This window comes from candidate division WOR-3 bacterium, from assembly GCA_039801245.1.
Lineage (GTDB): Bacteria > Hydrothermota > Tepidihabitantia > Tepidihabitantales > Tepidihabitantaceae > JAOABP01.
Genome location: JBDRUF010000048.1, coordinates 1 through 13,358, shown reverse-complemented (window position 1 = coordinate 13,358; position 13,358 = coordinate 1). Strand labels below are relative to the sequence as shown.

Annotated in this window: 10 protein-coding genes; all 10 read left to right on the top strand. The window is 47.8% G+C overall.

Going from position 1 to position 13,358, the window contains the following annotated elements:
* Positions 1-786 precede the first annotated feature (786 nt).
* Complete coding sequence (locus ABIK47_06945; GenBank protein ID MEO0020354.1) at positions 787-1,740, top strand: tetratricopeptide repeat protein; 954 nt, start codon at positions 787-789, stop codon at positions 1,738-1,740.
* Between the two features lie 297 nt (positions 1,741-2,037).
* Complete coding sequence (locus tag ABIK47_06940; GenBank protein ID MEO0020353.1) at positions 2,038-2,673, top strand: tetratricopeptide repeat protein; 636 nt, start codon at positions 2,038-2,040, stop codon at positions 2,671-2,673.
* Positions 2,674-2,755: 82 nt separating this feature from the next.
* A complete protein-coding gene (locus tag ABIK47_06935) occupies positions 2,756-3,745 on the top strand; it encodes a porin (protein ID MEO0020352.1) in 990 nt (329 codons plus the stop codon).
* A gap of 12 nt (positions 3,746-3,757) precedes the next feature.
* Entirely contained in the window at positions 3,758-4,753 is a 996-nt protein-coding gene (locus ABIK47_06930) for a lamin tail domain-containing protein (GenBank protein ID MEO0020351.1), read from the top strand.
* Positions 4,754-4,786: 33 nt separating this feature from the next.
* Positions 4,787-7,033 carry a CotH kinase family protein gene (locus tag ABIK47_06925; GenBank protein ID MEO0020350.1) on the top strand — a complete coding sequence of 749 codons (2,247 nt, stop codon included), beginning with the start codon at positions 4,787-4,789 and terminating at the stop codon, positions 7,031-7,033.
* Between the two features lie 25 nt (positions 7,034-7,058).
* On the top strand, positions 7,059-8,582 hold the full coding sequence (locus ABIK47_06920; protein ID MEO0020349.1) for an aryl-sulfate sulfotransferase: 1,524 nt from the start codon (positions 7,059-7,061) through the stop codon (positions 8,580-8,582).
* A 15-nt stretch (positions 8,583-8,597) separates the two neighbouring features.
* The gene (locus ABIK47_06915) at positions 8,598-10,136 is read left to right on the top strand and encodes an aryl-sulfate sulfotransferase (GenBank protein MEO0020348.1); all 1,539 of its coding nucleotides are present in this window, start codon (positions 8,598-8,600) and stop codon (positions 10,134-10,136) included.
* 4 nt (positions 10,137-10,140) lie between these two features.
* The gene (locus ABIK47_06910) at positions 10,141-11,694 is read left to right on the top strand and encodes an SBBP repeat-containing protein (protein MEO0020347.1); all 1,554 of its coding nucleotides are present in this window, start codon (positions 10,141-10,143) and stop codon (positions 11,692-11,694) included.
* Positions 11,695-11,696: 2 nt separating this feature from the next.
* Positions 11,697-12,509, top strand: coding sequence for a polyphosphate polymerase domain-containing protein (locus tag ABIK47_06905; GenBank protein MEO0020346.1), 813 nt, complete (start codon positions 11,697-11,699; stop codon positions 12,507-12,509).
* 9 nt (positions 12,510-12,518) lie between these two features.
* Positions 12,519-13,205: a DUF4956 domain-containing protein gene (locus ABIK47_06900; GenBank protein MEO0020345.1), complete on the top strand. Its 687-nt coding sequence runs from the start codon at positions 12,519-12,521 to the stop codon at positions 13,203-13,205.
* Positions 13,206-13,358: the final 153 nt, after the last annotated feature.

Here is a 13,358-nt window from a genome sequence, read left to right as displayed (position 1 = left end):
CAGCCAAAGCGCAACTCAAATACCGCGCGCAGGTCAACCAAAGGGGCAAAGTTCTTGCTACCCTCATCCTCATATACGCATATCATAGACAAGCATAGCACCAATACAATAACTGTCAAGTGTAAACCTTAACCCTTTTGCGCCCATTGTTTCCCGCCAATAAGTTCATAGTTTATTGTTCCTGGTTCTTGGTTTAACTAAAAGCCAAAAACTAAAAACCATTCTGATCCTGATAACCACCGGGGGAGTGACCCCCCTGGTCAAACTGCCATTCGGACCGAAGTGGAGAATTTCCCCTCTTTTATACAATATATTGTATAGAATATTGAATATATATACTACTAATAGAGGTCTCCGTAAGTAATAATTTTAACTTAGTTCAACAGAATCCGGTGCAAAAGTTAATGGGTAAAACCAACAATGCAAAATTCTGACTTTTGCATTTTTCACTTTGCCCTTTTAATTGCCTTATGTAATTTCTGTCCCTTTCTATTATTCCTTCCCCTCCTTCTGGTATTCCTGCGCAAGCGGGAATCCACTTTATGCAATTTGGGCTGAAACCCAAAGGGATTTCTCCGCAAAGGTGGAGATGACCCAATCCCTTTATCATTCCGAGCCCCTCCTTCGTCATTTCTGACCCCTCGCCCTGTCATTCCGACCGAAGTGGAAGAATCCCTTTCTCCGCTCGGGGCAGGTTCCGCGAAGCAATGAGGCAATAAAAGTCGCAAATGTATTTGACTTATACAGAAGGTTGACATTATTAATATCTAAAGGTAAACTAGAGTGGTGCCAAGAATAATATTAATTATCATTTGTATCTTTGGTGGTATATTAACCGTGTATTTATTACTAAAGCAGCAACAATTATTCGCAATCTTTGCCGGGATATGTTCGATTGGCTCGTTATTTTTTGTTTTATATGATCTTTTTGTCCGACGACCGAAAGAACAAAAGCGAATTCTCAGTGAAGTTAAAGAAATAAAGAGAATATTAATGGTAGAAGTGAATGCGAGCAGTGAGAATGCATTAGGAGAATCAGCGCCTCTAGATGACGAGGAAACTGACATGGAAAAAGAATCTCGTAAGAAATTCGAAGAAGGACTGGAATGCCATAAAAAACAAGACTACAAGGGGGCTATTAAGAAATACACAGAGGCAATAGAATTAAATCCAAAACTCGATGTAGCTTTTAACAATCGCGGTAATGCTTATTATCTTATAGGCGATACAGCCAAGGCATTACAGGATTGTAACGTAGCAATTGCACTGAATCCAAACCTTGCCGAAGCCTTTTTCAACCGCGGGAATGTTTATGCTTTCGATCGCAGATATTCCCTTGCAATTACCGATTTTACTAAGGCGATACAACTCAAGCCAGCATATCCCGAAGCCTATTATAACCGCGGTAATGCCTATTTTAAAAAAGGTGATTATAAGTCTGCAATTGCCGATTACGCCAAAGCAATAGAACTGAACCCAAACTATGCTGAAGCCTATGTTAACCGCGGATTTGTCTTATATGAGAAGGGGGATTATGACCCTGCAATCGCAGACTTTACAAAGGCAATAGAACTGAATCCAAATCTTGTCAACATGATGATAGGTTTGGGTGCCTGCTATCAGAAGAAAGGCGACAAAGAAAGGGCAAGGGAATGGTATTTAAAGGCGTGGGAAAAGAGAGGCCGGCTCACCTATAAACAGCAGGAAACACTGCTAAAATTGTTGAAAGAATTGGAGTAACATAAACATAAAAGGTTGAGGGAAACATTAGAATTTTCTATGGAGAGGCAAAATTTTGCGTCGCAATAATGCGAAGTGGATTCCCGCTTGCGCGGGAATGACACTCTCACCTTTCGTCTCTCATCAAGGAAGAGGAAAAAGAGACCCGGAATCCCTCAAAGACCGCTTTCCTCCCGAACCACGGATACGCCAATGAGCAACTCTCGGATACCTCTCTAAAACAGCAGAGGAAAAATCAGTCCTATCCTTGACAATGGGATAATCGGGCATATAATCACCCAAACAGGAGGTATTAAAATGAACTTAAACCTTCTCAAACTGGCGCTTGCCGCGGTAGTAATGGTCTGCTTTTGTGCACCAAAACCGAAAGCCCGTGAAGCCGATAAAGCCAAGAGGATTAGTGACAGTTTGATAGCAGAATACACCAGGGCGATTGAATCAAATCCAAATGAGGCTCAATCCTATTTCCGCCGCGGGAACGCCTATTATTCCCAGGGCGAGTATACCAAAGCAATTGCTGACTACAGCAGGGCGATAGAGCTTGACTCCAACTATGTCCAGGCCTATAACAACCGTGGAGGTGCCTATGCCAATCAGGGTGAGCATACCAAAGCTATTGCTGACCTGACAAAGGTGATAGAACTAAAACCGAATGAGGGCGAAGCCTATACCAACCGCGGTCTTGCCTATGCCAACAAGGGCGAGTATGACCCGGCTATTGCCGATCTGAAAAGGGCAATAGAACTTGATTCAAACGATGCCAAGGCGATGGCAATTATGGGCTTATGCTATCAGAAGAAGGGGGAACAACAGAAGGCAAGGGATTGGTATCAGAAGGCGTTGCAAAATCGTGACCGGTTGCCGGATAAAGGTTTAATGGTGGAGGGATGGCTGAGAAGCCTTGAGGCAGAAGGACAGGGCGCAGGAAAATAACAGTCCTTTGAGTTTAGTTGATTCCCACTAAACCGCAAACCTCAAATCTTGACAGAAGGAGGTGATTTTATTATAATGGTCAATGCCGAATCAGGCATTTCCTCGTTTTTCCAATTTGTCAATTCCGAATACATTATGCCTCTGCCTTACTCTCAACCTGATAGGAGCGCTACCGGTTTTTGCCAAAAAGGGGGATGCGGTTGGAATCGGTGGTTATGTTCATACCCAGTTTCTCTCTGATTTCCGCACCGGAGTTTATCCAAGATACAGTTTTATTCTCAGGCGAGTAAGGCTCAAGGCTGAATACAGCCAGCCGCGGTTTGGTGGAGAACTGGAAATCGGTGCCGATGAGTTGCAGTTAGAGATAAAGGATGCGTTTGTCTATTACCGGGCTTCGCCCGCTTTTATTTTTTTTGCCGGCAGAAGAAAAGTAGGTTTCAGCCTTGAGGAGTTGACACCGGCAAACCGGCTCCTCTTGATTGAGCGCGGGCTGACAAACAAGATGTTTGGTGATTATCGTTATCCGGGCAGGGACATCGGGCTGGCGATTGAGGGCGAACTTTTTACCGAGCGTTTGCCGGTTGGATACGCGCTCGGGGTTTACAACGGTAATAGGGGCAGGCTGGCGCGTGATGACAACAATGCCAAGCAGTTTGCCGAGCGTCTGACAGTCAGGGTTTTGCACGGGCTGGTTTTGGGCTTGAACGCAACCCAGCGGAATGATTCGGCAACAGGCAGGCTAATTAATGCCTTTGGTGGCGATTTTTCCTTTAAGTTCGGTCAGGCGCAAATTAACGGTGAGGTCATTGGGGGCAATTCTCTTCCCGGGGATTTTATGCTCGGTGGCTATGTTCAAGCCGGGTATCAGATTAATGGGTTTGAGCCCTGTTTCAGACTGGAGCATATTGTGCCAGACTGGAAAGGTGCGGTTGGCTCCCAGACCGAATTGACCATAGGGTGCAACTGGCACCTTGACCGGCAGTTTCAGGTCAAGGCAAACATCTTGACCGGACTTGGCGAGGCAAAGAGGCCGGGTATCAAAGGGCTTTTTCAGGCTCAGGTGAGTTTTTAAATAGGAGGCAATGTGAAGGAAAGGATTTTCCAGATGGTTTTATTAAGTATCCTTGTGATTGCGGGCGGGTGCGGTGCGGAATCGGCGGCACCGGTAAAGGCGCCGCTTGCCGGTATTATCTTTATCAACGAGTTTATGGCATCAAACCGCAAAACAGTGGCGGATGAGGCGGGTGATTTTGACGACTGGGTGGAACTTTATAATGACGCTGACAGCGCGGTTCATCTGCGGGCAATGTACCTGACCGATGACCTTGGAGTGCCGATGAAATGGGCATTTCCTGACACCTTTATTCCGGCAAAGGGCTATCTGTTAATCTGGTGCGATGGCGAGTTCAAGGAGGGCAAGTTGCACACCTCTTTCAAACTGAACGCATCCGGCGAGCAGATTGGGCTTTACTGGACCGATGGCAATAGGCTGGGAATAGTTGACACCTTAACCTACCCTTTGCAGGCAAGGGACACATCCTTTGGCAGGCTACCTGATGGCGGTCAATGGACATTTATGACCGTTCCCACTCCAGGCGAGGCAAACAGTTCCGGCATCTCTGATTATCAAGGGGTTCTCTTTATCAATGAGTTTATGGCGTCAAATCAGACAACGATTGCTGACGAGGTGGGTGATTACGATGACTGGATTGAGATTTACAATGCGGGTGATTCAGTGATTAATCTCAAAGGGATGAGCCTGAGCGACGACCTTTCCGTACCAGACAAATGGAGGTTTCCTGATGTGACGATTCCGGCAAAGGGTTTTATCCTTGTCTGGGCGGACAACGAGCCTCAGGAGGGGCAGTTGCACGCCAGTTTCAATCTTGCTGCGGTTCAGGGCGAGCAGATTGGTATTTATGAAATTATGCGCGGGCATCCGTTGGTAATTGACACGCTCAGTTTTGGACCCCAGAAACCAGACACCTCCTACGGCAGAATGCCTGATGGCGGTTCAGAGTGGCTGTTTATGCCCACGCCAACACCGAAGCGGGCAAACCGGAGTGGAATGAAAAGATAATGTACTGATATGTTGAGGTGCGGGCTCTTCTTAATGGTTGCGGCGGTGGCAATAGCAGGGTTTTATGACCTGAACCAGATTAATGAAATCAGGCTTTATTTTGACCAGCCCAACTGGGATGAGATCCTTGACAGCCTTTATGCTGCGGGTGAGGAGGGCAGGCTGATTGGTGATGCGGTTATTAACGGCAGGCGGTTTGACTCGGTGGGGGTGAGATACAAGGGCAAAAGTTCCTATAACCCGGCGCGGCGCAAGAACCCGTTCAATATCAAACTTGATTATATCATTGCCGGTCAGACAATTGAAGGGCATGGCACGCTCAGGCTTGCCAATGTTTATAAAGACCCGAGCTTTGTGCGCGAGGTTTTGAGTTATGAGATTGCCCGCAACTATATGCCCGCAGGGAGAGCTAACTTTACCAACATCTATGTCAATGACACCCTTATCGGACTTTATACCAACTGTGAGGATGTAGACAAACTTTTTATGCGCACCAATTTTTACTGCGATGAGAACGCCCGGTTCAAAGGGCAGATGAAGGACAGCGTGCCGATGATTGTCTGGAAGTATCTGGGTCAGGAATCAACCCCATACCTTGGCTATTACGAACTGGAGTCAGACTCGGGCTGGAATCAACTGATCAACTTCCTTGATACGCTCAACAATCATACCCTGCATACCGAACAGGTGTTAAATGTTGACCAGCATCTCTGGATGCTCGCATTTGACATTTTAATGGTCAACCTTGATGCACCGATAAATATGCCCCAGAACTTCTATCTTTACCGAGATGCCTCAGCCCGGTTCAATCCCATTATCTGGGATTTGAATGAGAACTTCGGCGCATTTCGCGACCTTGTTGGCACCGGTCAGTTGACCTTAAGCCAGATGCAGCAACTCAACCCTTTTCTGCGTCTGAACGACCCGAATTATCCGATTGTCAGCAAGATTTTATCAAATCCAAGGTATCGGAGGATGTTTGTGGCACATATGAAAAGCATCATCAGCGACTGGTTTGCCAACAACCGCTATCAGGAACGGGCAGAGGAGATTCAGGGGTTGATTGACTCTTATGTTCGTGCCGACCCGAACAAGTTTTATACCTATAATGACTTCTTGAACAATATCACCCGTTCGGTTGGTTCAGGCCCTTTAGCGATTGTGGGCTTGACGGAACTGATGAACCCAAGGGTCAATTTTCTCCTTTCTTTGCCTGATTTTCAGGCACCGGCACCGGTGATTGAGGATGTTTTTTGTTCACCTGCGCAGCCCGCACCCAATACCACGGTTGATTTCTCTGCACGGGTCACGGGTTCAGATTCGGTCTTTCTCAATTACCGGCAGAACCCCGGGCTCAAATTTTACCGGACGCGAATGTTTGACGATGGTCAGCACAATGATGGCGCTGCTGGTGATGGTGTTTATGGCGTTTCGGTGCGGTTGGGTACAGGCGAGTGTCATTATTATATTTATGCGGAAAACTCTTCTGCGGGTTCGTTCTATCCTGAGCGTGCCGAGCATGAGTTTCTGGTTCTGCCGGTCGCTGGTCAGGTGGTTATTAACGAAATTATGGCAGACAATGTCAGGACGGTTCAGGACCCTAATGGCGAATACGATGACTGGATTGAATTCTATAATAACAGTTCTGCGCCGGTGAACCTTGACGGCTATCTTCTGAGCGATGACTCGCTTGATTTTGCCAAGTGGAGTTTCCCTGATGTTGTAATTCCAGCTCAGGGTTATCTGGTGGTCTGGGCTGATAATGATTTGAGCCAGCCCGGTCTGCACTGCAACTTCCAGTTAAACAGACAGGGCGAGCAGGTTCTTTTTTCTGACCCGGATGGACGCAGGCTCGACTGGGTTGTTTTCGGACCGCAGAGTGCAGACATCAGTTTCGGTCGTTACCCCAATGGGACAGGACAGTTTATCCTCATGGACCCAACATTTATGAGAGAGAATGCAAGTGGCATCGGCATGAACGAACAAGTAGCGGTTGAGCGGTGCAGATTTTTTCAGGGCGCATTTCCCAATCCGTTTCAAAATGCAACTGTTTTATGCTATATTTTGTCTGTGAATGCGGAGGTTGAACTGAAAGTTTTTGATGTCAGCGGCAGGCAGGTGTGGGTATCAAAAGAAAATTTGCCAAGAGGGACATATACGGTAAAATTCCCCTATGAACAGGTTATTCCTGCTGGGGTTTATTTTGCCCATCTGCAGGTGAGATATAATGTTCGGAACGAGGTTTTCAGTGAAAACCTGAAACTAATTTTAACAAAGTAACTATGAAGGATAAAGGGAGGAGGAGATGATAAATGTAAAACCTGCCATAATATTGGCTTTGAGCATACCTTTTATTCAGTTTGCTCATCCTGAAGTTTTTGACGGGCTGACACTTTATGGACCTATGAACAGCCGGAATACCTATCTGATTGACACTTCAGGTCAGCGGGTTAATACCTGGTCATCAAATTACACCTGTGCCTATATGTGCTATCTTCTGCCCGATAGCACCATCTGGCGTGGTGATGTCTATTCTGGCGCATCAATGCGCGGTGCGGCTTATGGTGGGCTGATTCAGCGCTATACTTGGGATGGCAATATTATTAAGAGTTTTGTCTGGTCAAATACAAACCATCAGCAGCATCACGACATCTGCCCGATGCCCAACGGTCATATCCTTCTTATCTCCTGGGAACGAAAAACAGCAGCAGAGGCGCGGGCAATGGGCAGACAAAATATTTACAGCGACATGTGGCCTGATGAAGTAATAGAATATGACCCGGAAAATGACAGTGTTGTCTGGGAGTGGCATTTCTGGGACCATCTGATTCAGGATGTTGATTCCACCAAGCCCAACTACGGGGTGGTGAGCGAGCACCCGGAACTGCTTGACATCAACCTTGGTTCGGTTATAGGTGGCGACTGGATGCACTGCAACACAATTGATTATAATGCGGAGCGGGATGAGATTATTTTGACCTCGCACAACCTGCACGAAATCTATGTGATTGACCATTCCACAACAACTGAGGAGGCGCGCGGTCATACCGGTGGCAGGCATGGCAAGGGTGGTGATATTATCTACCGCTGGGGAAATCCGCAGAATTATGACCGGGGAACCTCAGCAGACCGGGTATTTTATGTTGTCCATGGCGCCAACTGGATTCGCCCAGAAATGCCAGGTGCAGGTGATATCATTGTGCTTAACAACGGTGATAGACCGGGAACTGCCAATGATTATTCAGAGATAATTCAGATTACGCCGCCATTGGATTCCAATGACCATTACTATATCCATCCAGACTCGGCTTTTGGACCCAGGACACCAACCTGGTCCTATTCCAATCCTGGTTCATTCTATTCCCAGCACCTTGGTGGTGCGTATCGGTTGCCAAACGGCAACACCTTTGCCATCCTTGGAACAACCGGGCGTTTTGTTGAGGTGGATTCAACCGGTGAGGTTGTCTGGACATATAATATTGGCTATCAAATCGGCAGGGCGATGAAATATCCGCGCACTTATCTCACCGGGGTTCAAGAACAATTCGTGGTTCATCATTCGGAATTTATCATTTCCCCAAATCCCTTTGACCGCTCTACCAAACTCAACTATCAATTAGCCCGTCCTGGTTTTGTGCAACTGGCGATTTATGATGCTATTGGCAGGATGGTTGCTTTGCTGATTAACAGGCAAGAGGATGCAGGCAGGCATCAGGTCATTTTTAAACCTGATAGCCGGCTTAAACCGGGTATCTATTTTGCCCGTTTGTCAGTTTTGACTAATACTGGCAAAGAGGTAGGAAGTCAAAGGATGATTCGGGCAAGATAAGAAAAGGAGTAAATTATGAGGAGCAATAATCTAAGAACGATAGGGGGTGCCCTGATCTTTTTTATCTGGGCAATCGCATCAGCGCAGGTTTATGATGGGCTGATATTATATAACCCGGTATATGACCGGAACACCTATCTTGTTGATACCAATCGGCAGATAGTCAAGACCTGGAACTGCTCAAACACACCTGCCTATATGCCCTATCTGATGCCCGACAGCACCCTCTGGCGTCCTGGTGCTTATTCCCGTGCGGTGATGCGGGGCGGCGTTTATGGCGGATTGATTGAGCAGTTTGACTGGGATGGCAATGTTATTAGAAGTTTCATCTGGTCTGATTCCAACCACCAGCAGCACCACGACATCCATCCAATGCCCAACGGTCATATCCTGCTTCTCTCCTGGGACCGAAAAACCAGGGCAGAGGCACAGGCGATGGGGCGGGTGAATATTAACGGTGATATGTGGGCAGAGGAGATTATTGAGTATGACCCGATCGGTGACAGCGTTGTCTGGGAGTGGCATGTCTGGGACCATCTGATTCAGGATGTAGATTCCACCAAACCAAATTATGGCGTTGTCAGGGACCATCCAGAACTGATTGACATTAACCTCGGCACCCTGTTTATGTACGGTGACTGGATTCATGCCAATATCGTTGAATACAATGAACAGCGGGATGAGATTATTTTCTGTTCCCATTTTCTCAATGAACTTTATGTGATTGACCATTCCACAACAACTGCGGAGGCGCGCGGTCATACCGGTGGCAGGCATGGCAAAGGTGGTGATATTATCTACCGCTGGGGGAATCCACAGAACTATGACCGCGGCGACTCCAGCGACCAGGTCTTCTTTGTTGTTCATGGTGCCAACTGGATAAAGCCTGGGCTGATTGGTGAAGGCAATATCTTAGTTTTTAATAACGGCGACCGGCCGGGAACACAGAATGATTACTCCAGTGTCCTTGAAATCACACCGCCACTTGATTCCAATGACCACTACTACATCCATCCTGATTCTGCTTTTGGACCAGAAGAACCATCCTGGATATATTCAAATCCCGGGGTTTTCTATTCGGCACATATGTCTGGCGCATATCGCCTGCCCAATGGCAATACGATAATCAACGAGGCGGTAAGTGGCAGGGTTTTTGAAATCACCTATGATGGTACGGTTGTCTGGGAGCATAGGACACCCCAGTGGACCGGCAGGGTGATAAAATATCCGCGCGCTTATCTCACCGGGGTCCAGGAACAGTTCGTCGTTCGTAGTTCGGACCTGGTTATTTCACCAAATCCCTTTCAGCGCTCAACTACCCTGAGTTATCAATTAACCCGTCTTGCCTTTGTCAACCTAACGGTTTATGATGCCCTGGGCAGGAGGGTCAAAATGCTTGTCAATGGTTATCAGGATGAGGGCTCGCACAGGGTCAGTTTTGATGCAAGGAAGGATGCGCCTGCCGGGGTCTATTTTGTTAGGTTGGAAGTTGTGCCAACTGATACCCAGGCAAAGGGTGGATTTAGTATTACGAGAAAAGTTATAAAGGAGTAAAAATATGCGCCTGTTGGTAATAACTTTTATTTTAGCAACTTTTGCTATCGGGTTTACCCAGACCTGGGTTGCCAGGTTTAATGGGGTGGCAAACGGGGATGATTTCGCCATTGACATTGCGGCTGATAATGAAGGTTGTGTTTATGTTGTTGGCACCAGCTGGTCAGGGGCAAGCGGAAATGACATTGTTATTATCAAATACAGCCCTGAGGGCGAGACGCTCTGGACGAGGCGCTATGATGGTTTTGCCCATGGCAATGATGAGGCGCGGGCAATCGCGGTGCGTAATGGCAGGGTTGCGGTAACAGGTGGTAGTGCTGATACCAGCCTTTTTGCCGATATTATCACCCTTGTTTACAGCACTGATGGCAACCTACTCTGGTCAAAAAGGTTTGACAGCCCTTCTCATGGCAATGACCTTGGTCTTGTGGTTGCGATTGATGACGGTGGTAATGTCTATGTTGCCGGTTATAAGAGTGGGGACACCACCGGCTGGGATATCGCGGTTTTGAAATACGACCTTTACGGGCAACTTTTATGGGAGACAGGTTATCAGACCGCGGATGAGGATTATGCGGTTGATCTGGCATTGGGAATGAATAATGACCTGTTTGTTGCTGGCAACAGCGGCAATCCCTATTATTTAACCTGGGATTATGTTACCATGAGAGTTGATGCCGCCAGCGGTGAAACGCTCTGGACAAAAAGATACAATGGACCGGCAGATGAGGATGATGAGGCGGCTGGTCTGGTTGTTGACCAACAGGGAAATGTTTATGTTACCGGCGGCAGTGTTGCGTCTGCAAGCGGTGCCGACTTCACCACTCTGAAATACACAGGTAACGGTGAACAGGAATGGGAGCGGCGTTATAATGGTCCGGCAAACGGACTTGACCGGGCAAGGGCAATCGCAATTGACAGTGAAGGTAACATTTATGTCACCGGCTACAGCCAGGGTGAGACCAGTGACTTTGATTATGCCACGGTAAAGTATGACCCCAGCGGCAATCAGGAATGGGTGCGGCGCTATGACGGTGAGGCTTCAGGGTATGATGAGGCGCGGGCGATTGCAACTGACCGCTTTGGCTCTGTTTATGTAACCGGCTTCAGCACCGGCACAGGAACACGCAATGATTATGCAACAGTGGGTTATAATGCCTCTGGCAATCAGGTATGGGTTGGGCGTTATGATGGACCAGCAGGCAGGATGGATGAGGCGAGCGCAATAGCAATTGACTCCGCTGACGGGGTTTTTGTTACCGGTTCAAGTGAGGGGCAGGGCACTGGTTATGACCTTGCCACCATTCGCTATCAGGCAATTGGCATCGAGGAGCCCGGGCATCTGGCAAATATTGAGACAAATATGCCGGTTACGCTTGTCCGCAACTGTCTTTATTTTTCCGGCAAAAATGGCAAACTCTTGAATTGTTCCGGTCAGCAGGTGATGGATGTCAACTGCGGTGTTAATGATGTCAGGGGTCTGCCTGCGGGTGTATATTTTCTGACCGATGGTGGCAAAGCAAATTACCAACGGGTTAGGTTGGTGGTTGTAAAATAAAAATGGCAGCCGGCTCCTATTCCACATCTGCTGGCATCGTAATGCCGCAGGGCAGGCTTGAGTACAAGTTTTTGGTGCCAATTGAGCAAATTGAGGAGCTGCGAAGGGCGCTCTTGCCCTATGTTAGGCTTGACGCTTTTTGCGAGCAAAAACCCCATAAAGAGTATACGGTGCGCAGTGTCTATTATGACAACCGCAGGTTTGACTGCTATTATGAGAAGTTTGACGGGTTTCAGTTCAAGAAGAAGCTGCGCATCCGCGGTTATGACGAGGAGGCAGCGGATAACACCGTATTCTTTGAGATAAAGTTCAAGAACGGCGACTTCATCGGCAAACATCGGGCAGGGGTGAAATGGACTGAACTTGACAGGGTCTTTCGCAACCCCAACCTTGACCTCAACCTGTCTCTGCAGGCGCTTGATGCGCTGAAGAGGTTTCTTTTCCATTACCATCGCAAAAGGATGGTGCCGGTTGTTCTGGTCGCCTATGAAAGGGAGGCTTTTTTCTCAAGGTTTGACCCGCGCCTGCGCCTGACATTTGACAAAAATGTCCGCAGCCGGCTTTATCCCCAGCTGAAAGAGCTCTATCTGGACCGGGCGATGAAGTTTGTGATGCCCAGCCAGTTTGTCTTTGAAATCAAGTTCTATGGCACCCTGCCGCGCTGGCTGCAAAGGGTTATGACCCAATTTGACCTTGAGCGGCTGGCGGTCTCAAAATATGCCTTAGGGATTGAGGCTTACCCAGAGGAAAAGAAGTTTCTTTTAGGCATCGGGCACACCGTTGAGGCTCTGCCCGCTGTAAGATTATCTAAGTAAGGAGTAGATATGATGGAGATATTGAGAAATGTTGTTGTGCAGCTGCGGCTTTTGCCCTTGACAGCAGCGATGGTTTTTGCCAAGGTGGGGACAGCGCTTGTCTGCGGGATCTTTATCGCCTGGCTCTATCGCAAGACCTATCGCGGACCCGGCTATTCGGTTGCCTATACCAACACCTTGATACTTTTGGCGATGTGCACCGCGGTGATGATTATGGTGATTGGCAATAACCTTGCCCGAGCCTTCGGGCTGGTGGGCGCTCTGTCGGTTGTCAGGTTCCGCCATGCGGTGAAAAACACCCAGGACATTGTCTTTGTCTTCTTTGCCCTGGCAATCGGGATGGCCTCCGGGGTTGGCTTTTATGCCATTGCCTTTTTGGGCACCATCTTCATCGGCATAATAATGCTGGTGCTTTTCAAGACCAGGTTTTCCTTTCCCCATCGCAATGAGTATCTTTTGCAGTTCAGTTATCAGCCGCAACCGGGCGGTGTGGTGCCATATCAGGGGGTTTTGGACCGGCACTGCAGCAAAATAACGCCGATAAATGTCCGCTCACTCGGCGACACCGACCAGATTGAACTCTCCTTTTATGTCCGGCTCAAGGACAAACAGAAGGGTGAGGAACTCATTGGCGAACTGAACAAAACCCCAGGGGTTCAGTTTGTCAATCTCTTCTATGATGAGGAGCAGATTTAGGCTTTCAAAATAGGTCCAGCTGCGGCTTGCCAATTTCCTAAGTGTATATATACATAAACAAAACTCACAGGGTCAAAATTGAGTTATCTCTTGCAGGTGCGTAACTTAACCAAAGAACAATTTTTTCCAGGCGACAATCCCCTGGGTGGTTTT

Bases quoted from the DNA above. Each gene is read 5' to 3' on its own strand.
- ABIK47_06940 (MEO0020353.1), top strand. From the start codon at position 2,038: ATGAACTTAAACCTTCTCAAACTGGCGCTTGCCGCGGTAGTAATGGTC.
- ABIK47_06935 (MEO0020352.1), top strand. From the start codon at position 2,756: ATGCCGAATCAGGCATTTCCTCGTTTTTCCAATTTGTCAATTCCGAAT.
- ABIK47_06925 (MEO0020350.1), top strand. From the start codon at position 4,787: ATGGTTGCGGCGGTGGCAATAGCAGGGTTTTATGACCTGAACCAGATT.
- ABIK47_06920 (MEO0020349.1), top strand. From the start codon at position 7,059: ATGATAAATGTAAAACCTGCCATAATATTGGCTTTGAGCATACCTTTT.
- ABIK47_06915 (MEO0020348.1), top strand. From the start codon at position 8,598: ATGAGGAGCAATAATCTAAGAACGATAGGGGGTGCCCTGATCTTTTTT.
- ABIK47_06910 (MEO0020347.1), top strand. From the start codon at position 10,141: ATGCGCCTGTTGGTAATAACTTTTATTTTAGCAACTTTTGCTATCGGG.
- ABIK47_06905 (MEO0020346.1), top strand. From the start codon at position 11,697: ATGGCAGCCGGCTCCTATTCCACATCTGCTGGCATCGTAATGCCGCAG.
- ABIK47_06900 (MEO0020345.1), top strand. From the start codon at position 12,519: ATGATGGAGATATTGAGAAATGTTGTTGTGCAGCTGCGGCTTTTGCCC.